The sequence below is a fragment of the Streptomyces sp. NBC_01549 genome, assembly GCF_026339955.1.
Lineage (GTDB): Bacteria > Actinomycetota > Actinomycetes > Streptomycetales > Streptomycetaceae > Streptomyces.
In genome coordinates, this window is record NZ_JAPEPW010000001.1 from 2,107,264 (window position 1) to 2,127,295 (window position 20,032).

At 66.1% G+C, this 20,032-nt stretch carries 26 protein-coding genes; 3 read left to right on the forward strand and 23 right to left on the reverse strand.

Translation table 11 applies throughout. The features are described from left to right. Nucleotides 1-160 precede the first annotated feature (160 nt). Together coaA and OG819_RS09060 are read left to right on the forward strand one after the other, a co-directional pair. Nucleotides 161-1,129, forward strand: coding sequence for a type I pantothenate kinase (gene coaA / locus OG819_RS09055; RefSeq protein ID WP_266437178.1), 969 nt, complete (start codon nucleotides 161-163; stop codon nucleotides 1,127-1,129). A 51-nt stretch (nucleotides 1,130-1,180) separates the two neighbouring features. After that, nucleotides 1,181-2,140: a DUF389 domain-containing protein gene (locus OG819_RS09060; protein WP_266648871.1), complete on the forward strand. Its 960-nt coding sequence runs from the start codon at nucleotides 1,181-1,183 to the stop codon at nucleotides 2,138-2,140. Here the strand turns inward: OG819_RS09060 and glmM are convergent. From glmM to rplM, 3 genes are all read right to left on the reverse strand, one after another. Then, nucleotides 2,137-3,495, reverse strand: coding sequence for a phosphoglucosamine mutase (glmM, locus tag OG819_RS09065; RefSeq protein ID WP_266627587.1), 1,359 nt, complete (start codon nucleotides 3,493-3,495; stop codon nucleotides 2,137-2,139). The genes OG819_RS09060 and glmM overlap by 4 nt on opposite strands. 163 nt (nucleotides 3,496-3,658) lie before the next feature. Next, entirely contained in the window at nucleotides 3,659-4,180 is a 522-nt protein-coding gene (gene rpsI, locus OG819_RS09070) for a 30S ribosomal protein S9 (RefSeq protein ID WP_266437184.1), read from the reverse strand. Between the two features lie 45 nt (nucleotides 4,181-4,225). Next, nucleotides 4,226-4,669 carry a 50S ribosomal protein L13 gene (gene rplM / locus OG819_RS09075; protein WP_075028506.1) on the reverse strand — a complete coding sequence of 148 codons (444 nt, stop codon included), beginning with the start codon at nucleotides 4,667-4,669 and terminating at the stop codon, nucleotides 4,226-4,228. A 473-nt stretch (nucleotides 4,670-5,142) separates the two neighbouring features. Here rplM and OG819_RS09080 point away from each other — a divergent pair, with 473 nt between their 5' ends. Further along, nucleotides 5,143-6,024, forward strand: coding sequence for a hypothetical protein (locus OG819_RS09080; RefSeq protein WP_266437192.1), 882 nt, complete (start codon nucleotides 5,143-5,145; stop codon nucleotides 6,022-6,024). 36 nt (nucleotides 6,025-6,060) lie between these two features. On the opposite strand, the gene OG819_RS09085 is transcribed toward OG819_RS09080, so the two are convergent. The 20 genes from OG819_RS09085 to OG819_RS09180 all read right to left on the reverse strand — a co-directional run bounded on the left by OG819_RS09085 (nucleotide 6,061) and on the right by OG819_RS09180 (nucleotide 20,030). Further along, the gene (locus tag OG819_RS09085; protein ID WP_266438118.1) at nucleotides 6,061-6,801 is read right to left on the reverse strand and encodes a polyprenol monophosphomannose synthase; all 741 of its coding nucleotides are present in this window, start codon (nucleotides 6,799-6,801) and stop codon (nucleotides 6,061-6,063) included. A gap of 113 nt (nucleotides 6,802-6,914) precedes the next feature. Next, nucleotides 6,915-7,784, reverse strand: coding sequence for a tRNA pseudouridine(38-40) synthase TruA (gene truA, locus OG819_RS09090; RefSeq protein ID WP_266648874.1), 870 nt, complete (start codon nucleotides 7,782-7,784; stop codon nucleotides 6,915-6,917). Nucleotides 7,785-7,875: 91 nt separating this feature from the next. Beyond that, nucleotides 7,876-8,388 (reverse strand): 50S ribosomal protein L17, encoded by a 513-nt coding sequence (rplQ, locus tag OG819_RS09095; protein ID WP_266437198.1) that lies wholly within the window; start codon nucleotides 8,386-8,388, stop codon nucleotides 7,876-7,878. Nucleotides 8,389-8,567: 179 nt separating this feature from the next. Beyond that, on the reverse strand, nucleotides 8,568-9,590 hold the full coding sequence (locus OG819_RS09100; protein ID WP_003966937.1) for a DNA-directed RNA polymerase subunit alpha: 1,023 nt from the start codon (nucleotides 9,588-9,590) through the stop codon (nucleotides 8,568-8,570). 114 nt (nucleotides 9,591-9,704) lie between these two features. After that, nucleotides 9,705-10,109 (reverse strand): 30S ribosomal protein S11, encoded by a 405-nt coding sequence (gene rpsK, locus OG819_RS09105; RefSeq protein WP_006376016.1) that lies wholly within the window; start codon nucleotides 10,107-10,109, stop codon nucleotides 9,705-9,707. 64 nt (nucleotides 10,110-10,173) lie between these two features. Further along, the gene (rpsM, locus tag OG819_RS09110) at nucleotides 10,174-10,554 is read right to left on the reverse strand and encodes a 30S ribosomal protein S13 (protein WP_060901485.1); all 381 of its coding nucleotides are present in this window, start codon (nucleotides 10,552-10,554) and stop codon (nucleotides 10,174-10,176) included. A 210-nt stretch (nucleotides 10,555-10,764) separates the two neighbouring features. Continuing rightward, nucleotides 10,765-10,878 carry a 50S ribosomal protein L36 gene (rpmJ, locus tag OG819_RS09115; RefSeq protein WP_003998809.1) on the reverse strand — a complete coding sequence of 38 codons (114 nt, stop codon included), beginning with the start codon at nucleotides 10,876-10,878 and terminating at the stop codon, nucleotides 10,765-10,767. Between the two features lie 70 nt (nucleotides 10,879-10,948). Further along, nucleotides 10,949-11,170 (reverse strand): translation initiation factor IF-1, encoded by a 222-nt coding sequence (gene infA, locus OG819_RS09120; protein ID WP_003948620.1) that lies wholly within the window; start codon nucleotides 11,168-11,170, stop codon nucleotides 10,949-10,951. A gap of 565 nt (nucleotides 11,171-11,735) precedes the next feature. Then, nucleotides 11,736-12,572, reverse strand: coding sequence for a type I methionyl aminopeptidase (gene map, locus OG819_RS09125; RefSeq protein ID WP_266437206.1), 837 nt, complete (start codon nucleotides 12,570-12,572; stop codon nucleotides 11,736-11,738). A gap of 169 nt (nucleotides 12,573-12,741) precedes the next feature. Then, nucleotides 12,742-13,404, reverse strand: coding sequence for an adenylate kinase (locus OG819_RS09130; protein WP_266648877.1), 663 nt, complete (start codon nucleotides 13,402-13,404; stop codon nucleotides 12,742-12,744). Next, nucleotides 13,404-14,717 carry a preprotein translocase subunit SecY gene (gene secY / locus OG819_RS09135; RefSeq protein ID WP_266648879.1) on the reverse strand — a complete coding sequence of 438 codons (1,314 nt, stop codon included), beginning with the start codon at nucleotides 14,715-14,717 and terminating at the stop codon, nucleotides 13,404-13,406. The genes OG819_RS09130 and secY overlap by 1 nt, the downstream gene beginning before the upstream one ends. 315 nt (nucleotides 14,718-15,032) lie before the next feature. Beyond that, nucleotides 15,033-15,668: a hypothetical protein gene (locus OG819_RS09140; protein ID WP_266648881.1), complete on the reverse strand. Its 636-nt coding sequence runs from the start codon at nucleotides 15,666-15,668 to the stop codon at nucleotides 15,033-15,035. Nucleotides 15,669-16,031: 363 nt separating this feature from the next. Further along, nucleotides 16,032-16,328: a hypothetical protein gene (locus OG819_RS09145; RefSeq protein WP_266648883.1), complete on the reverse strand. Its 297-nt coding sequence runs from the start codon at nucleotides 16,326-16,328 to the stop codon at nucleotides 16,032-16,034. Between the two features lie 646 nt (nucleotides 16,329-16,974). Beyond that, entirely contained in the window at nucleotides 16,975-17,430 is a 456-nt protein-coding gene (rplO, locus tag OG819_RS09150; RefSeq protein ID WP_060901489.1) for a 50S ribosomal protein L15, read from the reverse strand. Between the two features lie 2 nt (nucleotides 17,431-17,432). After that, complete coding sequence (rpmD, locus tag OG819_RS09155; RefSeq protein ID WP_060901490.1) at nucleotides 17,433-17,615, reverse strand: 50S ribosomal protein L30; 183 nt, start codon at nucleotides 17,613-17,615, stop codon at nucleotides 17,433-17,435. Between the two features lie 2 nt (nucleotides 17,616-17,617). Then, complete coding sequence (rpsE, locus tag OG819_RS09160; protein ID WP_221353022.1) at nucleotides 17,618-18,220, reverse strand: 30S ribosomal protein S5; 603 nt, start codon at nucleotides 18,218-18,220, stop codon at nucleotides 17,618-17,620. Nucleotides 18,221-18,284: 64 nt separating this feature from the next. Then, on the reverse strand, nucleotides 18,285-18,668 hold the full coding sequence (gene rplR / locus OG819_RS09165; RefSeq protein ID WP_067367094.1) for a 50S ribosomal protein L18: 384 nt from the start codon (nucleotides 18,666-18,668) through the stop codon (nucleotides 18,285-18,287). 3 nt (nucleotides 18,669-18,671) lie between these two features. Continuing rightward, a complete protein-coding gene (gene rplF, locus OG819_RS09170) occupies nucleotides 18,672-19,211 on the reverse strand; it encodes a 50S ribosomal protein L6 (protein ID WP_067367096.1) in 540 nt (179 codons plus the stop codon). A gap of 24 nt (nucleotides 19,212-19,235) precedes the next feature. Further along, a complete protein-coding gene (gene rpsH / locus OG819_RS09175) occupies nucleotides 19,236-19,634 on the reverse strand; it encodes a 30S ribosomal protein S8 (RefSeq protein WP_081218894.1) in 399 nt (132 codons plus the stop codon). Nucleotides 19,635-19,844: 210 nt separating this feature from the next. Further along, nucleotides 19,845-20,030 carry a type Z 30S ribosomal protein S14 gene (locus OG819_RS09180; RefSeq protein ID WP_003948630.1) on the reverse strand — a complete coding sequence of 62 codons (186 nt, stop codon included), beginning with the start codon at nucleotides 20,028-20,030 and terminating at the stop codon, nucleotides 19,845-19,847. Nucleotides 20,031-20,032: the final 2 nt, after the last annotated feature.

The following is a 20,032-nucleotide window of genomic DNA, read 5'->3' on the forward strand; positions in this document are numbered from 1 at the left end:
ACGTCGTGCCCGAATTCGGAAATTCCAGCCACCTTCACAGGGCCTCCCGACCCCCTGGGCGCCTCTGTGTCACCCCGCGTGACCGACTACGTGACCGAGCCCACGCCCCACCCCGTCCACACTCCCGTAACAATGGACTGTGATCTCTCCGGTCTCCCCGATGCCCCGGAGCGCCCACCGGCACAGGCCGGAGGCGACTCCCTACGTCGACCTCACCCGAGCCGAGTGGAGCGTGCTGCGCGAAAAGACGCCGCTGCCACTGACCGCCGAGGAGGTCGAGAAGCTGCGCGGTCTGGGCGATGTCATCGACCTCGACGAGGTGCGGGACATCTATCTGCCGCTGTCCAGACTGCTCAATCTGTACGTCGGCGCCACGGACGGGCTCAGAGGGGCGCTGAACACCTTCCTCGGCGAGAAGGGCTCCCAGTCCGGCACCCCGTTCGTCATAGGAGTGGCGGGGTCGGTGGCCGTCGGCAAGTCCACCGTGGCCCGCCTGCTGCAGGCTCTGCTTTCCCGCTGGCCCGAACACCCACGCGTAGAACTGGTGACCACGGACGGCTTCCTGCTTCCCACCAAGGAGCTGGAGGCACGCGGCCTGATGTCGCGGAAGGGTTTCCCCGAGTCGTACGACCGTCGGGCCCTCACCCGCTTCGTCGCCGACATCAAGGCGGGGAAGGACGAGGTGACGGCGCCCGTCTACTCCCACCTGATCTACGACATCGTCCCCGACCAGCGGCTCACCGTCCGCCGCCCGGACATCCTCATCGTCGAGGGCCTGAACGTCCTGCAGCCCGCCCTCCCCGGCAAGGACGGCCGCACCCGCGTCGGCCTCGCGGACTACTTCGACTTCAGCGTGTACGTCGACGCCCGTACCGAGGACATCGAGCACTGGTACCTCAACCGGTTCAAGAAGCTCCGCGCGACCGCCTTCCAGAACCCGTCCTCGTACTTCCGCAAGTACACCCAGGTGTCCGAGGAGGAGGCCCTGGACTACGCCCGCACGACCTGGCGGACCATCAACAAGCCCAACCTGCTGGAGAACGTGGCCCCCACCCGCGGCCGCGCCACCCTGGTCGTCCGCAAGGGCCCGGACCACAAGGTGCAACGCCTCAGCCTGCGCAAGCTGTAGCTGCAGGCGCGGGCTGCAATGCCGTCATCCCGTGCGGATACCCTGCCCCGCATGCTGCATCTGCGTCTGATCACCCCCGCCGACCGCACCGACGACGTCGTACGGCTGATCGAGAGGACCGTCGGCACGACCCATCTCGTCGTGCTCACGGGCGCCGCCCGCAATCCGGCCGGGGACGTCGTCATGTGCGACGTGGCGCGCGAAGCGGGCGACGAACTGATTGGCGCACTACGGGAGATAGGGCTCGACCGGACCGGGTCGATCGCCGTCGAGAACATCGATCTGTCGTTGTCGAAGCGAGCTGAGAAGGCCGAGGAGGAGGCGCCGGGCGAAGGCGCCGACGCGGTGCTGTGGGAGCACCTGGCCGACGCGACGCACGAGGAGTCGACGCTCTCGGTCACCTACGTCGCGTTCATCACGCTGGCCACGATGATCGCGGCCTGCGGTGTGGTCCTCGACAACGCGATCCTGATCGTGGGCGCGATGGCGGTGGGCCCGGAGTTCGGGCCGCTGGCCGGCCTCTTCACGGCCCTCGTCCAGCGGTCGCCACGTCTCGCCCTGCGGTCGGCGAACGCACTGCTCGTCGGCTTCGCCGTGGCCATGCTGGTGACGGTCGGCTTCACGTACTTCATGGACGCGGTGGACCTGTTCAGCGCGGTCAAGCTGGACGCCGAACGGCCCAACACCAACTTCATCTACCGGCCCGACGCGTTCTCGTTCGTCGTCGCAGTCCTGGCCGGCGCGGCCGGCACCCTCTCGCTGACCTCGGCGAAGTCGGGCGCGCTGGTCGGGGTCGCCATCTCGGTGACCACGGTGCCCGCGGCGGCGAACGCGGCCGTGGCCTTCACCTACAACGAGTACCGGCAGGCCTGGGGCTCCACCGAGCAGCTGCTGCTCAACCTGCTGGGCATCGTGCTGGCCGGTATGTTCACGCTGCTCGTCCAGAAGTGGCTCTGGTCCCGGCAGCGTGAACGCACCATAAAAGCAGGGCAGTTCCTGGACAGGTCCTAACCGAGCGCCGACTTCACCGCGTCCGCGAGCCGTCCCGCCACCGACCGCGCGTGGTCGATGTCGGCGGCCTCGACCATGACCCGGACGAGCGGCTCGGTGCCGGAGGGGCGCAGCAGCACCCGGCCGGTGGAGCCGAGTTCCCGCTCGGCCTCGGCGACCGCGGCCGCCAGCTCGGCGGAGCTGTTCACCCGCGTGCGGTCGACGTCGGGGACGTTGATGAGGACCTGCGGCAGCCGCTCCATGACGGACGCGAGGTCCTGGAGCGTACGGCCCGTCTGGGCGACCCGGGCCGCCAGCAGCAGACCGGTCAGCGTGCCGTCGCCGGTGGTGGCGTGGTCGAGGATGATCACGTGCCCGGACTGCTCGCCGCCGAGCGCGTAGTCGTGCTCCTTCATCTCCTCCAGGACATAGCGGTCACCGACCGCGGTCTGGATGAGGGAGACGCCCTCGCGCTCCATGGCCAGCTTGAAGCCCAGGTTGGACATGACCGTCGCGACAACGGTGTCCGAGCGCAGTGCGGAACGCTCCCGCATCGCCAGCGCGAGTACGGCCAGGATCTGGTCGCCGTCCACCTCGGCACCCGTGTGGTCCACGGCGAGGCAGCGGTCCGCGTCGCCGTCGTGCGCGATGCCGAGGTCGGCCCCGTGCTCGATGACGGCGGCCTTTAGGAGGTCGAGGTGGGTGGATCCGCAGCCGTCGTTGATGTTCAGGCCGTCGGGCGAGGCACCGATCGTGATGATCTCGGCACCGGCCTGCGTGAAGGCCTCGGGAGACACTCGGGCGGCGGCGCCGTGCGCCTCGTCGAGGACGACCTTCAGGCCGTCGAGGCGGTTCGGGAGTACGCCGAGGAGGTGGGCGACGTACTTGTCGAGCCCCTCGTCGTAGGCGCGCACGCGCCCGACCCCGGCGCCGGTGGGCCGGTCCCAGGGCGCGCCGGTGCGGTGCTCCTCGTAGACGCCCTCGATCCGGTCCTCCAGCTCGTCGGCGAGCTTGTGGCCACCGCGGGCGAAGAACTTGATGCCGTTGTCGGGCATGGCGTTGTGGCTGGCCGAGAGCATCACGCCGAGGTCGGCGCCCAGCGCACCGGTGAGGTACGCCACCGCGGGGGTGGGCAGCACACCGACGAGCAGGACGTCCACACCTGCGCTGGCCAGGCCCGCGACCACGGCGGCCTCCAGGAACTCCCCGGACGCGCGCGGGTCCCGCCCGACCACTGCCACCGGCCGGTGGCCCTCGAACGTACCCGCCTCGGCCAGCACATGCGCCGCCGCCACAGAGAGACCGAGCGCCAGCTCGGCCGTCAGATCCGCGTTGGCGACACCGCGCACGCCGTCCGTGCCGAAGAGTCGTCCCACTGGTGTCCTCCTGATGAAGCTCAGTTTTCGGAAGTCATCCGATCATGCAAGCCTTTGAGCGCCTTGTGCCGTTATACGCCCTGGGCTGTGATAAACGAACGCCCCGGCGGCACACAGCGTGCCGCCGGGGCGAACGGTCGTACAAATGCGCAGCAGCCAGCGATTAACGCTTGCTGTACTGCGGAGCCTTGCGGGCCTTCTTGAGACCGGCCTTCTTGCGCTCGACCGCACGGTCGTCGCGCTTGAGGAAGCCGGCCTTCTTGAGCGGACCGCGGTTGTTGTCGACGTCGGCCTCGTTCAGCGCGCGGGCGACACCGAGACGGAGCGCACCGGCCTGACCGGAGACACCGCCGCCGGAGATGCGGGCGATGACGTCGTAACGGCCCTCGAGCTCGAGAACCTTGAAGGGCTCGTTGACTTCCTGCTGGTGCACCTTGTTCGGGAAGTAGTCCTCGAGCGTGCGCCCGTTGATCTTCCACTTGCCCGTGCCGGGCACGATGCGAACGCGCGCGATGGCGTTCTTGCGACGGCCCAGGCCGGCGGCCGGCTGCGGCTCGCCGAAGCGGGACGCCAGCGACTCCGAGGTGTACTCACCCTCGACGGGGACCTCGGACTCGGTGGTGTACTGGTCGATGTCGACAAGCTCAGTCTCTTCGACCGGCTGCTCAACGGTGGTCTCGGCCACGATTCTCCTCAGATTCTTTTCTGTCTTTGGGGGTGGTGGCCGGAACTACTGCGCGACCTGGGTGATCTCGAACGGGACCGGCTGCTGCGCAGCGTGCGGGTGGTTCTCGCCCGCGTAGACCTTCAGCTTCGAGAGCACCTGACGGCCCAGGGTGTTCTTGGGGATCATGCCCTTGATGGCCTTCTCGATGGCCTTCTCGGGGTTCTTGGCCAGCAGCTCGTCGTAACGGACGGAGCGCAGACCACCCGGGTAACCGGAGTGGCGGTACGCCAGCTTCTGGGTCTTCTTGTTGCCGGAGAGGTGCACCTTGTCGGCGTTGATGATGATGACGAAGTCACCAGCATCGACGTGCGGCGCAAAGATCGGCTTGTGCTTGCCCCGCAGGATGTTCGCGGCAGTGGTCGCCAGACGACCCAGGACGACATCCTGGGCGTCGATGACGTACCACTGGCGAGTGATGTCGCCGGGCTTGGGGCTGTACGTACGCACGGTCGTAGCCTTCGCTTCTTCAGTGAGTGGGTCCTGACATGGCCACCACGGACGATCACGACAGCCCTGACCGCACCTCGGTGACGCATACCGAGTGCTGGTCGCTGGTCATCGGCCCCGGTGGACCGGTGTAAGGGCCCCCCACGTGAGAATGAGCAAGCCAATACACATAACGAACTGCAAGAGTACCCGCGCTTGCCCGGACGGGTCAAAACGCGGCTCCGCGACCCGGGTGCCTAAGCACTCGGGGCCACTCGAACAGTCACTGGAAACAGGATAAGGCAGCCCCTGCCCCCGCAACGGTCCGACTACCCGGCGTCACCAGATGGCCGGTGCCGGGAAGCCTGTCGAAGCGTGTCGCACCAACCACCCGGAGATGTCAGTTTTGCCCTTGCGCACTCAGGTCACGCTAGGGGCTCAAGTGCCCTCCGTTGCGGAACGGCACCCCCCGTACCCCGTCTAAGATGCGCCCCATGAGTTATGGGCAGGGTGGGCAGGGGGAACCTCCGTGGGATCCCTGGAAGCCTGGTTCTCAGCAACCCGATTGGGGACGTCGGAACCAGACTCCGGACTGGGCGGCACTCGCCGAGGCGTCCGAGACACGCAACCGGCGGCGCCGGTTGCTGGTGATCGTCGGCTCGGCGGTCGCCACGATCGCGGTCGGCGCTGCCGTCGCCGTGGCCGTCGTCTCCTCGAACGGGGACAACCAGGCCGGGAACACGCCCAGCAAGCTGCCCGCCACCGCGACCATCCCGAGCGACACCACGGCGCCGGTGCCGACGTTCGCGCCGACCTCCGCGCCGCCGCCGCTGGATCCGATGGACTTCATATCCAGTGTGAAGAAGGACACCGCGCCGCTCAGCCCGGACATCCTCTTCCCCGGTTCGCAGCTGACGATGGGTGACCGCGTCTACCGCAAGGGCCCCACCGCCTCAACGACGAAGTGCGCGTCGGCCGTGCAGCGCACGCTGCCCGCGGTGCTCACCAAGAACGACTGCACCCGGCTGATGCGCGTCACCTACAGCAAGGACGGCGTCGCGGTGACCGTCGGCGTCGCGGTCTTCGACAGCGAGGCCCAGGCGGCCAAGGCGAAGTCCGAGGCGGACAGCAAGAGCATCATCACCTCGCTGTCCGGCCAGGGCGTCGCCAACTTCTGCCGTACGGCGGTCTGCCGTTCGACCACCAACTCCTACGGGCGTTACGCCTACTTCACGCTGGCCGGCTTCACCAACGGCAAGGACGTGACGACGAAGGACGCCAAGGTCTTCACGACCGGCGACGACCTGGCGGAGTTCACCTTCCGCCAGATCCGCCGCCGCGGCGAGGCCCAGGCGTCGACGGCGGCCAACCAGTAACCGGCCGGCCGGCCGCCCCCGTACCCGGGACCCGGGTCACTTGTTCTTCATGCGCAGCCGGATCGGCACCACCGCCGACTCCAGCTGCGTCCTCAGCGTCATCTTCGAGACTCCCTCGGTCCGCTCCTCGAAGCGGATCGGGATCTCGACGGCGCTGTGCCCCGCCCGTACGGCCTTGTACTTCAGCTCGACCTGGAAGCTGTAACCGGCGCTGTCCAGCGTGGCCAGGTCGATGTCGCGCAGGGCCTGGGCCGACCACAGGTTGAACCCGGCCGTGATGTCCCGGATCCGGGTTCCGAGCACGGTACGGGCGTACCGGTTGGCGAACCGGGAGAGCAGGACGCGGTGCGCGCCCCAGTCCTCGTCCAGTGAGCCGCCCTCGACATACCGGCTGCCGATGACCAGGCCCACCCCGTTGGCCAGGGCCGTGCCGAGCATCCGGGGCACGGCCTCGACGGGGTGGCTGCCGTCGGCGTCCATCTGGACGACGTACTCGGCGCCCTCGTCGAGCGCGAGGCCCATCCCGGCCGCGTAGGCGCGCCCGAGCCCGTCCTTCTCGGTGCGGTGCAGCACGCTCATCCGGCGCCGCCCCTTGGTGTTGTACTTCTCCGCCAGCTCGTCGGCGATCCGGCCGGTGCCGTCCGGGCTGGAGTCGTCCACGACCTTCAAGTGAAGTCCGTCGAGCGGCAGTTGGAGTACGGCCTCGGCCATTCCCGGCAGGTTGGCCGCCTCGTTGTAGGTCGGCATGACCACGGTCAGCGCCGTGTCCGCCCCCATGTCGTGCGTCAAGCCCTTCTCCCCTCCCCACCGGGCGCGGGACGTCCCAGCGCCCGGAACTGCGGCCACTCCGTCAGATACGGCACGAGGTCCGCCCCGCCGAAGTCTGCGAGTCACTGACAGGATTCACACCCGGGCGCCCCGGGCAGCGTGCGCCGGTTGCGCGCCTCCTTGTTGCGCGCGGCGAGCAGTTCGTCCGCCGGGTACCCGACCTCCTCCAGGGTCAGTCCGTGCGGCCGTACGACATGGACGGCCGAGTCCCGCACACCGGCCGCGAGCACCTTCCCGGGCCAGTCGGGCCCGCGGTGCCCGTCCCCCACGAACAGCAGCGCGCCGATGAGCGAGCGCACCATGTTGTGGCAGAAGGCGTCGGCGCGCACGGTGGCGGTGATGATCCCGTCGTCGCCGCGCACCAGACTCAGCTCCTGGAGCGTACGAATGGTCGTGGCGCCCTCGCGCTTCTTGCAGTAGGCGGCGAAGTCGTGCTCACCCACGAGCCGCTCGGCCGCCTCGTTCATGGCGTCGACGTCCAACGGCCAGTCGTGCCACAGGACGTGCCCCCGCAGCAGGGGGTCCACTCCCCCGGGGTTGTCGGTGACGCGGTAGGCGTACCGCCGCCAGATCGCGGAGAAGCGTGCGTTGAACCCGCTGGGGGCCTCCCGCAGGGACCACACCCGCACGTCCTTGGGCAGCCGTCCGGCCAGCCGCTTGAGCAGCTTCTCCTCGTGTTCGGCCCACAGCTCGACGGGCAGATCGACGTGTGCCACCTGCCCGCGCGCGTGCACACCGGCGTCGGTGCGCCCGGCGACGGTCAGCTCGTACGTGGTGTCCTTGGACCGCGTGACGGTCCTGAGGGCGTCCTCGATCTCCCCCTGCACAGTCCGGCGCCCCGAGGCCTGCTTGGCCCACCCGGAGAACTCTCTCCCGTCGTACGACAGGTCCATCCGCACCCGTACGAACCCGGGCTCTGCTTCGTCACTCACACCTAGATCCTCTCAGGGCCGGCACCTGTGCCGGAACGCGAAAGCGGGCCCGCCCCCGAAGGGACGGACCCGCTCACAGCCAGGCAGTGCCTCAGGCGTCCTTCGACTCCTCGGCGGGAGCCTCGGCGGCGTCCTCGACCTTGGCGTCCTCGACGACCTCGGCCGGAGCCTCGGCCTTGACCTCGGCGTCCTTGGCGGCACGCTTGGTGGCCGCCTCGGCCTCACCGGTGGCCTGCTGGGCCACGGTCAGGGCCTCCACCAGCTCGATGACGGCCATGGGCGCGTTGTCGCCACGGCGGTTACCGATCTTGGTGATACGGGTGTAGCCACCCGGGCGGTTCTCGTAGCGCGGGCCGATCTCGGTGAAGAGCGTGTGCACGATGCTCTTGTCCGTGATCACCGAGAGCACCTGACGGCGGTTGTGAAGGTCACCCTTCTTCGCCTTGGTGACCAGACGCTCCGCGTACGGGCGCAGGCGACGGGCCTTCGCCTCGGTGGTGGTGATGCGGCCGTGCTCGAAGAGCGACTTCGCGAGGTTCGCGAGGAGCAGCTTCTCGTGCGCGGCGCTGCCGCCCAGACGGGCACCCTTGGTGGGCTTCGGCATGGTGTTTCTCCTAGGTGTCTGCCCCGGCCGTATCAGGTACCGGGGTCAGTGTCCGAGCGGGCGATCGCCCGTCGGAGATCCGGGGCAGCCCCGAAGGGGCGCCCCGGAAGGGGCGCGGGGAACTGCGCGATCAAGCACAGCGCACCCGCACCAGAAAACGGACCGTCTGGCCCGAGCTCTTAGTACTGCTCGGTCTCGACGAACCCGGCGTCCGCGTCGTCGTCCGCGCCAAAGGCGTCCGCCGCGGCGGTCGGGTCGAATCCGGGCGGGCTGTCCTTGAGGGCCAGGCCCATGCCGGCCAGCTTCGCCTTGACCTCGTCGATGGACTTCGCACCGAAGTTGCGGATGTCCAGGAGGTCGGCCTCGGAGCGGGCGACGAGCTCACCCACGGAGTGGATGCCCTCACGCTTGAGGCAGTTGTACGAACGAACCGTGAGCTCGAGCTCCTCGATCGGCAGCGCGAGGTCGGCGGCGAGGGCGGCGTCCGTGGGGGACGGGCCCATGTCGATGCCCTCGGCGTCGATGTTGAGCTCGCGGGCGAGCCCGAAGAGCTCGACCAGCGTCTTACCGGCGGAAGCCATGGCGTCACGCGGACGCATGGCCTGCTTGGTCTCGACGTCGACGATCAGCTTGTCGAAGTCGGTGCGCTGCTCGACACGGGTCGCCTCGACCTTGTACGTGACCTTCAGCACCGGCGAGTAGATCGAGTCGACCGGGATGCGCCCGATCTCCTGACCGACCTGCTTGTTCTGAACGGCGGAGACGTAGCCGCGACCGCGCTCGACGGTCAGCTCCATCTCCAGCTTGCCCTTGCCGTTGAGCGTGGCGAGGACGAGGTCGGGGTTGTGCACCTCGACACCAGCCGGGGGCGCGATGTCGGCGGCGGTGACCAGACCCGGGCCCTGCTTGCGCAGGTACATCACGACCGGCTCGTCGTGCTCCGAGGAGACGACCAGCTGCTTGATGTTGAGGATCAGGTCGGTGACGTCCTCCTTGACGCCCGGCACGGTAGTGAACTCGTGCAGAACGCCGTCGATGCGGATGGACGTGACCGCCGCACCCGGGATCGAGGACAGGAGGGTCCGGCGCAGGGAGTTGCCGAGGGTGTAGCCGAAGCCCGGCTCCAGCGGCTCGATCACGAACCGGGAGCGGAATTCGTCGACGACCTCTTCGGTCAACGAGGGACGCTGAGCAATCAGCATGTTGCGATCCTTCAGTCATGGGCGCCCGCTATTTGACGCCCTGCTGCTACTGCAAGGGTACGGGCGGCACGCCTCCGAAGAGACGTACCGCCCGGAACCTAAGACAACCGTGCGTCAGACGCGGCGGCGCTTGGGCGGACGGCAGCCGTTGTGCGGGGTGGGGGTGACGTCCTGGATGGACCCGACCTCGAGGCCAGTGGCCTGGAGGGAGCGGATCGCGGTCTCGCGACCGGAGCCCGGGCCCTTCACGAAGACGTCAACCTTGCGCATGCCGTGCTCCTGCGCGCGGCGGGCGGCCGACTCGGCGGCCATCTGCGCGGCGAAGGGGGTGGACTTGCGCGAGCCCTTGAAGCCGACGTGGCCGGCGGAGGCCCAGGAGATCACGTTGCCCGCGGGGTCCGTGATCGAGACGATGGTGTTGTTGAACGTGCTCTTGATGTGAGCGTGTCCGTGAGCGACGTTCTTCTTTTCCTTGCGGCGCACCTTCTTGGCAGCGCCCTGACGACCCTTGGGGGGCATCTATTACTCCTACGGGAGGTGGTCGGTCCTACAGCGAAGACCGCTGATAAGCGTCCGCTGAGGACTACTTCTTGCCCGGCTTCTTCTTACCGGCGATGGCGCGACGCGGGCCCTTGCGGGTACGAGCGTTCGTGCTGGTGCGCTGACCGTGGACGGGCAGGCCACGACGGTGGCGCAGACCCTGGTAGCAACCGATCTCGACCTTGCGGCGGATGTCGGCCTGAATCTCGCGACGGAGGTCACCCTCGGTCTTGATGTTGGCGTCCACGTACTCGCGGATCTTGACCAGCTCCTCCTCGGAGAGGTCACGAACGCGGGTGTTCGGGTTCACGCCGGTCTCGGCCAGCGTCTGCTGGGAAAGGGTCCGGCCGATGCCGAACACGTAGGTCAGGGCGACCTCCACACGCTTTTCGCGCGGGATGTCAACACCGGAAACGCGTGCCATTCAATGGCTCCAGTTGTCGTTCGGAGGTCTTCCGCAGAACCGGATCCCGCCCGCCGTCATCTTCTTCTCCGAAGATTCGGTACGAACCGGGTCCCCGGCCTCCGACCGGGGGTGTCAGGCCTGATGCGAATCAGCCCTGGATTCTGCGTATGAACATGTACTGCTTGCGTCGCGCGAAGTATCTGCGGGTGCAGAAGGTGCGGTCGTGCGTCAGCCCTGGCGCTGCTTGTGGCGCGGGTTTTCGCAAATGACCATGACCCGACCGTGACGGCGGATCACCCTGCACTTGTCGCAGATCTTCTTGACGCTCGGCTTGACCTTCATTAGGTGAGGTTCTCCGGGTCAGTGCCACCCCCCGCGCCCCGGAACCGGGAACACGGAGTAAGGGCAAGATCTACTTGTAGCGGTAGACGATCCGGCCACGCGTGAGGTCGTACGGAGACAGCTCCACCACGACCCGGTCGTCAGGGAGGATGCGGATGTAGTGCATGCGCATCTTGCCGCTGATGTGTGCCAGGACCTGGTGGCCGTTCTGGAGCTCGACCTTGAACATGGCGTTCGGAAGAGACTCGACGACAGTGCCCTCGATCTCGATGGCACCTTGCTTCTTGGCCACGCTTCGCCCTTCGAATCGACTACCTTGATCGACTTCGCACGAGCGCATGCAGACATGCGGGTGCACGAGAGCCGACGAGTCAGTCTACGTCAGGCCTCTCGGAAAGACGAATCGAGAAAGAATGCCCCACTACGGAGATCTTTAAGCAACGGGGGTCGGCGGCGGATGACCGCACTCCGCGGCGCGGGCGTTCCATACCGGAGCGGCGGAGACGTACGGCGACCGGATCGCCACCTGCCGTAGCCGACCGCAGGGCCTGATGGGGTGCCGCGATGCCCCGCGCTCCGGCGGGACCCGCAGACATCGACCAACAGCCAGGGCACGAGCCACCGCCCGCCTCGCCGACCGATCCGGGCGCCGGCGACCGGACCGCCGGTTCGAACGCCGAGTCCGGGCACCGGGTCCGGACAGCTCGCCCGGGCGCCGAGCCCGGACGGCTGATCCGGACGCCTAGTCCAGACAGCTGGCCCGGGCGCCTAGTCCAGACAGCTGGCCCGGACAGCCGGTCCGGACGCCGAGTCCGGACGGCGCGAACCTCGCGCTCCGTCGGCCTCGCCCGTCGCCGTCAGGCCAGCGGGTCCGGTGCCGCGGTGATCCCGTGCTCCGCCAGCTTCGCCTTGCCGCCGTCGGGGGCCGTGAGGACCAGCGGACCCTCCTCCGTCAGCGCCACCGAGTGCTCCCAGTGCGAGGACCAGGTCCCGTCGGTCGTGATGACGGTCCAGTCGTCTTCCAGCACCTCGGTCTTCGGGGTGCCCAAGGACACCATCGGCTCGATGGCCAGGCAGAAGCCGGGGACCAGCTTCGGACCCTTGCCGCGTCGCTTCTCGACGTAGTTCAGCAGGTGCGGGTCCATGTGCATCTCGGTGCCGATGCCGTGACCGCCGTAGTCCTCGATGATCCCGTACCGGCCGCCACCGGGCTTCGGCTGGCGGCGGATGTACGTCTCGATGGCACGCGAGACGTCGATGAGCCGGTTGCCCTGCTTCATCGCCGCGATGCCCGCCCACATCGACTCCTCCGTCACCCGGGAGAGCTCGAGCAGCTCCGGGGCGTGACCGGAGCCCACGAACACGGTGTACGCCGCATCCCCGTGCCAGCCGTCCACGATCGCGCCGCAGTCGATCGAGATGATGTCGCCGTCCTTGAGGACCACCTCGTCGGACGGGATGCCGTGGACGACGACCTCGTTGGCCGACGTGCAGATGGTCGCGGGGAAACCGCCGTACCCGAGGAAGTTCGACTTCGCCCCGTGCTCGGCCAGCACCTTGCGCGCGACCTCGTCCAGGTCCTTGGTCGTGGCGCCCGGCACCGCCGCCTCACGCGTGGCCGCGTGGATGGCCGCGACGACCAACCCCGCCTCACGCATCTTGGCGATCTGCTCGGGGGTCTTGATCTGCACCATCGGGCTGTCGCCTCTCCGCTTCCAGTAACGTCTTGGCCCAAGTCTGCCGCAACCGGCGATTGAGCAACCACAACGGCGAATCACCACGCCCACGAGAGCGGCGGCGGCTCGGCCGCAAAAAGCGGCCGCGGCCCCCCGGAGGGCGCCGCGGCCGATGGCAGCGTGACGACTACTTGTCGCCGACCTTGCTCCCCAGCGCCTCCATGGCGCGTCCCGTGACCTCTTCCACCTTGCCGAGCGCCGAGATCGTCACGACCAGGCCCTGAGCGGCGTAGTAGTCGATGATCGGCTCGGTCTGCGTGTGGTAGACCTCGAGACGCGTACGGACGGTCTCCTCGGAGTCATCGTCCCGCTGGTACAGCTCACCGTGGCAGACGTCACAGACGCCTTCGATCTTCGGCTGCTTGTACGTCACGTGGAAGACGTGCGACGAGTCGTTGCGGCAGATACGGCGGCCCGCGATGCGCTTGACCACCTCGTCCTCGGGGACCTCCAGGTCCAGCACCGCGTCCAGCTTCATGCCCTCGGCCTTGAGCATCTCGTCGAGCGCCTCGGCCTGCGAGACGTTACGAGGGAAGCCGTCCAGCAGAAAGCCGTTCGTGGCGTCGGGCTGTTCCATGCGGTCCTTGGCCATCCCGATGGTGACCTCGTCCGGCACCAGCTTGCCTGCGTCCATGTACGCCTTGGCCTGCTTGCCCAGCTCCGTGCCCTGACTGATGTTGGCGCGGAAGAGGTCGCCCGTGGAGATGTGCGGAATCCCCAGGTTCTTGGCAAGGAACGCGGCTTGCGTTCCCTTCCCGGCACCGGGCGGCCCGACGAGGACGATTCGCATCAGCGGAGGAACCCTTCGTAATTGCGCTGCTGAAGCTGGCTCTCGATCTGCTTCACCGTCTCAAGACCGACACCCACGATGATCAGGATGCTGGTACCACCGAACGGGAAGTTCTGGCTTGCCCCGAAGCCCACCAACGCCACTGTTGGCACGAGAGCGATCAGACCCAGATACAGCGACCCCGGCCAGGTGATCCGGTTGAGTACGTAGCTCAGGTACTCAGCGGTCGGTCGGCCAGCCCGGATGCCCGGGATGAAGCCACCATACTTCTTCATGTTGTCCGCGACTTCCTCGGGGTTGAACGAGATCGCCACGTAGAAGAACGCGAAGAAAACGATCAGAAGGAAGTACAGAGTGATGTAAATCGGGTGGCTGCCCTTGGTCAGGTTCTGTGTGACCCAGGTCTTCCAGGCGGAGTTGCCGCTGGAGAACTGGGCGACCAGAGCCGGGATGTAGAGCAGCGATGACGCGAAGATGACGGGAATCACACCCGCCTGGTTGACCTTCAGCGGGATGTATGTGGACGTACCACCGTACGACCGGCGTCCGATCATGCGCTTCGCGTACTGGACCGGAACGCGTCGCTGGGCCTGCTCGACGAAGACGACCAGGCCGACCATGACCAGACCGACCAGGATCACGGTGCCGAACTCGATCCAGCCGCCGGCCAGCGTGCCCTGCGTCTTGATCGCCCACAGCGCGGACGGGAAGGTCGCGGCGATCGAGATGAACATGAGGATCGACATACCGTTGCCGATGCCACGGTCGGTGATGAGCTCGCCGAGCCACATGACGACGCCGGTACCGGCGGTCATGGTGACGACCATCACGACGGTCTGGAAGATCGACTGGTCAGGAACGATCTGATTGCCGACCGAGCAGGTACCGAACAGCGCGCCGCTACGCGCAGTCGCGACCAACCCGGTGCCCTGGAGAATGGCCAGAGCCACCGTCAGATAACGGGTGTACTGCGTGATCTTCGCCGTGCCGGCCGAGCCCTCCTTCTTGAGGGCTTCGAGGCGCGGGATCACCACCGTCAGCAGCTGCAGAATGATGCTCGCCGTGATGTACGGCATGATGCCGAGCGCGAAGATCGTGATCTGCAGCAGCGCGCCGCCACTGAACATATTTACCAGACCGAACAGGCCCTGGTTGCCCTTGGCCTGTCCGATGCAGGCCTGCACGTTCTTGTAGTCGACACCTGGGATCGGGATGTGGGTACCGACCCGGTAGACCACGATGATGCCGAGCGTGAAGAGCAGTTTCTTGCGCAGGTCGGGCGTCTTGAACGCCCGGGCGAACGCGGTGAGCACGGTGCCTCCTGCGACCCCCGCGTTACTGCGCGGTAGGTAACGGTGTCGAGTAATGGTGACTAGCGGGTAGGGCCTACGCACGGGGCACATCGCCCGTGTCACAGCAACCTGCCATAGCCTACCGGGGACAGGCACCCGTCGGGGAACGACCGATCGAGTCTACCGTCACTCTATGTGGACGTTGCGCCTGATCTATCCCTCGTGAGATCACGACCGAGCCCCTGGGGCTGGCCGACACACCCCCTTCAGCGGTTGGTTCCGGGACCACCGCCGACTGCCCGAGTACTACCTATGCTATCGGCCATACGCTTCAGTTCAGCCACTTGAGCCCTTGAGCGCCGCATCTGCGTTCGTCTTCCATGCTTTCAAATTACGACGCAGTTCCGCGAGCTCCCATTTTCTCGCACTGATCACCTTTTCTTCGTACGCGGACTGAACTCTGGAAGCGACTCCAAGGTAGTTCACCTCTTTCTTGCAGGTCATATCTGCAACTGCGGTCCTCTTCTCGCTCCCGCTGGGCGTGTCACCGTTCCAACGGTTGTCATCCATCGCTTTCTCAGGGGTTTTGTAGTCAAACCCCTTCTTCGACATACAAGAGGACCAAGACCGAATCATCTCGACGTATCGGGCATCCTTCTTTGTTGCAAATATCGCATCGAGCCGGATGACCCCAACCTGTGCGTCACCCAACGATGTGGGACTGGTCTTCTGGAGCTGCTTGAGCTCGACCCCTCCCCCCTCGATCCTCTTGGGCACTCTTGAGTTCTTGGTCAGATCGTCGGCAGCAACACCGACACACCCACCTTGGGGTACGGCTACCCCCTTGTACGTCCTAAGAGTCCCGTCGAGCAGGCCTCGCTGGACTTTGGATGCCTTGTCATCCCAGCTGGATTCGCTCGTCTTGGCGTACCGCTTCGGGAGGTTATAGCCAATCGTCTTCGCCTGAGCCAACGAGAATACGAGAAACTCGGAATGTCTACGTTCATCCGGTAGCCCTTCCGGAGTCGACATCGGGTGATCGCTGTATCCCAAGCGCTTCAGACATTGATTGGTGAGCAACACCTCTGCGCGATGCAGGGTCAGAGTGAGCCCGGACGAGGGCTGGTACGAGTCCAAGGGGGTGGATACTGAGCTCGCATCCAGAGGATGCCGGGGACGTGGAACGTCAGACCCGGACCGCGTGGTGGGGTCACTTGAGGAGCAGCCGGTCACGGCAACGAGCGACAGGAGGACCACGAAACGCTTGCGCATTTTTTACTTCCACGTACGCCGGAGCGGCCAGCCCTTTTGAGGACTGGCCGCTCGATAGGTTACTTAGGGGCAGCCGAACTTCGAGTACGAAGAGAACTCGTTGTCGAAGTTCGCGTAAGCACCGGACAGGTTGCCACCCCAGCCCTTCGGGATGTCCATCTGGGCCCCGCTCATGTCCTTGTTCCAGAAGAGGCTGTACCCCTTGCACGACGTACCGGTACCGGCCGTGTACGAGGAAATGGAGTCGTTGATGTTACCGCTGTGGTTGTACCAGTTGTTATTTCCGTTGTCGAAGTCCACATCCGGCGAACTGAGGTCGAAGTAGCCATCGCTTGCATGCCGGTCGTAAAGGCGATACACGCACAGTTCGGTACTGGTACACGTACCATCCCCTGCACTCGCAGAGGTTGCTCCACTCAGGACCGCGGCGGCCCCCATGGCGAATACTGTTGCGGTCACGCTGAACACGCGAGTCTTTCGCATTCAGAATCCCTTCCTTCCCGATAGAGGCAATTTAGATGCCAGGATCAGTTGAGCAGGGAAGAAGGCAAATCGGCTGCCTATCACGCCTGGTCATTGCGCGAACAGACACGCCGTCCCCCGTAAACCCACCGTCAGCCAATGGCTGGTCCGACCAAACTGACGATAAAATGAAAATATCATTAACTCGATCATGCTGTCGAGGGGATTATGCGGAAGCCCGTCAATCTGTCGATGGGTCGACATGGCGAACACACCCCCACTCTCGCCACCGGAGCAAGAGTTGTCAGGGTCATGACAATTTATGCCTCCGGTGCCCCGGAGCCAACGAGCTCAACAGACGACGACAGAGGGCAGCGGGCCGCAGTTCGGTCCCGAGGCGAACCTTCGTCGTCCAGGGCGCCCCGCGCTGTTGAGAATCGCTACGACCGATTCGGAGTCCCCCTAAAACGACCGACCGGGGATGCCCCATTTGTAAGGGCACCCCCGGTCGGGATCGCTCATGTCATCGAGACGCCTGAAAAGATCAGACGAGCTCGGTGACGGTACCGCCGGCGGCGGTGATCTTCTCCTTGGCGGAGCCGGAAACGGCGTCAACCGAAACCTGCAGCGCGACGGAGATCTCGCCCTGGCCGAGGACCTTGACGAGGCTGTTCTTGCGAACGGCACCCTTGGCGACGAGCCCCTCGACGGTGACCTCGCCACCCTCCGGGTACAGCGCGGCCAGCTTGTCGAGGTTCACGACCTGGAACTCGGTCTTGAACGGGTTCTTGAAGCCCTTCAGCTTCGGGAGGCGCATGTGGAGGGGCATCTGCCCGCCCTCGAAGCGCTCCGGAACCTGGTAGCGGGCCTTCGTGCCCTTGGTACCACGACCGGCCGTCTTACCCTTCGACGCCTCACCACGACCCACACGGGTCTTGGCGGTCTTGGCGCCCGGGGCGGGACGGAGGTTGTGGATCTTGAGCGGGTTGTTCTCCGCCATGATCAGTCGACCTCCTCAACCGTCACGAGGTGGCGGACGGTGTGCACCATTCCGCGGAACTCGGGGCGGTCCTCCTTGACGACCACGTCGTTCAGGCGCTTGAGCCCGAGCGAACGCAGGGTGTCGCGGTGGTTCTGCTTGCTGCCGATGTACGACTTCGTCTGCGTGATCCTGAGCTGAGCCATGATTACGCACCCGCTCCCGCACGCGCACGAAGCAGAGCCGCGGGAGCGACGTCCTCGAGGGGCAGACCGCGGCGGGCCGCGATCTCCTCGGGACGCTGCAGGCCCTTGAGGGCCTCCACGGTCGCGTGCACGATGTTGATCGCGTTGGACGAGCCGAGCGACTTCGACAGGATGTCGTGAACGCCGGCGCACTCGAGCACCGCACGCACCGGGCCACCGGCGATAACGCCGGTACCGGGGGAAGCAGGCTTGAGCAGGACGACGCCCGCAGCCTTCTCGCCCGTGATCGGGTGCGGGATGGTGCCCTGGATACGGGGGACCTTGAAGAAGTGCTTCTTGGCCTCCTCAACACCCTTGGCGATGGCGGCCGGCACCTCCTTGGCCTTGCCGTAACCAACACCGACGGTGCCGTCACCATCGCCCACCACGACCAGCGCGGTGAAGCTGAAGCGACGACCACCCTTCACAACCTTGGCGACGCGGTTGATCGCGACAACGCGCTCAACGTACGCGGTCTTCTCGGCAGCAGCGCCGCCGTCACGGCCCTTCCGGTCCCGCCGCTCGCCGCCACCGGCACCGCTTCCGCGGCGCTGGGGTCCAGCCATTGGATTACCTCTCTCTTTTTCCGCTAGCTACGCAGCGACCTAAGTCGCTAGCGCGACGGGCGACTCAGAACTTGAGTCCGGCTTCGCGGGCGGCGTCCGCCAGGGCGGCAATGCGCCCGGCGTACTGGTTACCACCACGGTCGAATACGACAGCCTCGACACCGGCGGCCTTGGCGCGCTCGGCGACCAGGGCGCCGACCGACTTGGCCTGCGCGGACTTGTCGCCCTCGCCACCACGGACCGTGGTGTCCAGGGTCGACGCCGACGCGAGGGTGTGACCCTTAACGTCGTCGATGACCTGGGCCACGATGTGGCGGTTGGAGCGCGTCACGACCAGGCGCGGACGCTCAGCCGTACCGGAGATGTGCTTCCGGATGCGGATGTGACGACGCTTGATGGCAGCACGCTTGTAAGCGTCGCCCTTAGCAATCTTGACACCGTATGCCATGGCTTACTTACCCGCCTTTCCGACCTTGCGGCGGATGACTTCGCCTTCGTACTTGACGCCCTTGGCCTTGTACGGGTCGGGCTTGCGCAGCTTGCGGATGTTGGCCGCAACCTCTCCGACCTTCTGCTTGTCGATGCCCTCGACCGAGAACCGTGTCGGGTTCTCGACCTTGAAGGTGATGCCTTCGGGGGCCTCGACGGTGATCGAGTGGCTGTAGCCGAGCGAGAACTCCAGGTTGGAGCCCTTAGCCAGGACGCGGTAACCGACACCGCTGATTTCGAGCTTCTTCACGTAACCCGTGGTCACGCCGGTGATCATGTTCGCCACCAGCGTGCGGGACAGGCCGTGCAGGGCCTTGTTCTGACGCTCGTCGTTCGGGCGGGTGACATTGAGAATGCCGTCCTCACCCTTGGCGACCTCGATCGGCGCCGCGACGGTGTGGGAGAGGGTGCCCTTGGGGCCCTTCACCTGGACCGTACGGCCGTCGATGGTGACGTCCACGCCGGCGGGAACCGTGATGGGGAGCTTGCCAATACGCGACATAGCTGTTTCCTCCGTTCCCTTCCGTTACCAGACGTAGGCGAGAACTTCTCCGCCTACGCCCTTCTTGCCGGCCTGCTGTCCGGTGAGGAGACCGTGCGACGTGGAGATGATCGCCACGCCGAGGCCACCGAGCACCTTGGGCAGGGAGGTGGACTTCGCGTACACACGCAGACCCGGCTTCGAAATCCGCTTGATGCCCGCGATGGAGCGCTCACGGTTCGGGCCGAACTTCAGCTCGAGGACGAGCTTCTTGCCGACTTCGGCGTCCTCGACCTTCCAGCCGGTGATGAAGCCCTCCTGCTGGAGGATCTCTGCGATGTGCGACTTGATCTTGCTGTGCGGCATCGCGACATCGTCGTGGTACGCCGAGTTCGCGTTACGCAGACGAGTAAGCATGTCTGCGATGGGATCAGTCATGGTCATGAATTGGCCTTCGGCCTCTCTCGCCGGGGTTTCCTGTATGCGCCATCCCTCTCCCCACTCAGTGGCGGGACGGGTGCGGTGCGGGGACCTACGGCGTAGTAAGTCGTACGGGCGTCAGGCGCCCAACCCTCCTAGCCTAAGCCATGGAGGGCAGGGCACCTGACCGAACCCTTTACTTACCGAGAGCCCTGGAATCCCTTATTAGGGGGACTACCAGGAGCTCTTGGTCACGCCCGGCAGCTCGCCACGGTGAGCCATCTCACGAAGGCAGACGCGGCACAGGCCGAACTTGCGGTACACGGAGTGCGGACGGCCGCAGCGCTGGCAGCGCGTGTAGCCACGTACACCGAACTTGGGCTTACGAGCAGCCTTGGCAATCAGAGCCTTCTTCGCCATCT

Bases quoted from the DNA above. Each gene is read 5' to 3' on its own strand.
- coaA (WP_266437178.1), top strand. From the start codon at position 161: ATGCCCCGGAGCGCCCACCGGCACAGGCCGGAGGCGACTCCCTACGTC.
- OG819_RS09060 (WP_266648871.1), top strand. From the start codon at position 1,181: ATGCTGCATCTGCGTCTGATCACCCCCGCCGACCGCACCGACGACGTC.
- OG819_RS09080 (WP_266437192.1), top strand. From the start codon at position 5,143: ATGAGTTATGGGCAGGGTGGGCAGGGGGAACCTCCGTGGGATCCCTGG.
- OG819_RS09085 (WP_266438118.1), bottom strand. From the start codon at position 6,801: ATGGGGGCGGACACGGCGCTGACCGTGGTCATGCCGACCTACAACGAG.
- rplQ (WP_266437198.1), bottom strand. From the start codon at position 8,388: ATGCCGAAGCCCACCAAGGGTGCCCGTCTGGGCGGCAGCGCCGCGCAC.
- OG819_RS09100 (WP_003966937.1), bottom strand. From the start codon at position 9,590: ATGCTGATTGCTCAGCGTCCCTCGTTGACCGAAGAGGTCGTCGACGAA.
- rpsK (WP_006376016.1), bottom strand. From the start codon at position 10,109: ATGCCCCCCAAGGGTCGTCAGGGCGCTGCCAAGAAGGTGCGCCGCAAG.
- rpsM (WP_060901485.1), bottom strand. From the start codon at position 10,554: ATGGCACGCGTTTCCGGTGTTGACATCCCGCGCGAAAAGCGTGTGGAG.
- rpmJ (WP_003998809.1), bottom strand. From the start codon at position 10,878: ATGAAGGTCAAGCCGAGCGTCAAGAAGATCTGCGACAAGTGCAGGGTG.
- map (WP_266437206.1), bottom strand. From the start codon at position 12,572: ATGGTGCAGATCAAGACCCCCGAGCAGATCGCCAAGATGCGTGAGGCG.
- OG819_RS09130 (WP_266648877.1), bottom strand. From the start codon at position 13,404: ATGCGAATCGTCCTCGTCGGGCCGCCCGGTGCCGGGAAGGGAACGCAA.
- rplO (WP_060901489.1), bottom strand. From the start codon at position 17,430: ATGGCGGAGAACAACCCGCTCAAGATCCACAACCTCCGTCCCGCCCCG.
- rpmD (WP_060901490.1), bottom strand. From the start codon at position 17,615: ATGGCTCAGCTCAGGATCACGCAGACGAAGTCGTACATCGGCAGCAAG.
- rpsE (WP_221353022.1), bottom strand. From the start codon at position 18,220: ATGGCTGGACCCCAGCGCCGCGGAAGCGGTGCCGGTGGCGGCGAGCGG.
- rplR (WP_067367094.1), bottom strand. From the start codon at position 18,668: ATGGCATACGGTGTCAAGATTGCTAAGGGCGACGCTTACAAGCGTGCT.
- rplF (WP_067367096.1), bottom strand. From the start codon at position 19,211: ATGTCGCGTATTGGCAAGCTCCCCATCACGGTTCCCGCCGGCGTGGAC.
- rpsH (WP_081218894.1), bottom strand. From the start codon at position 19,634: ATGACCATGACTGATCCCATCGCAGACATGCTTACTCGTCTGCGTAAC.
- OG819_RS09180 (WP_003948630.1), bottom strand. From the start codon at position 20,030: ATGGCGAAGAAGGCTCTGATTGCCAAGGCTGCTCGTAAGCCCAAGTTC.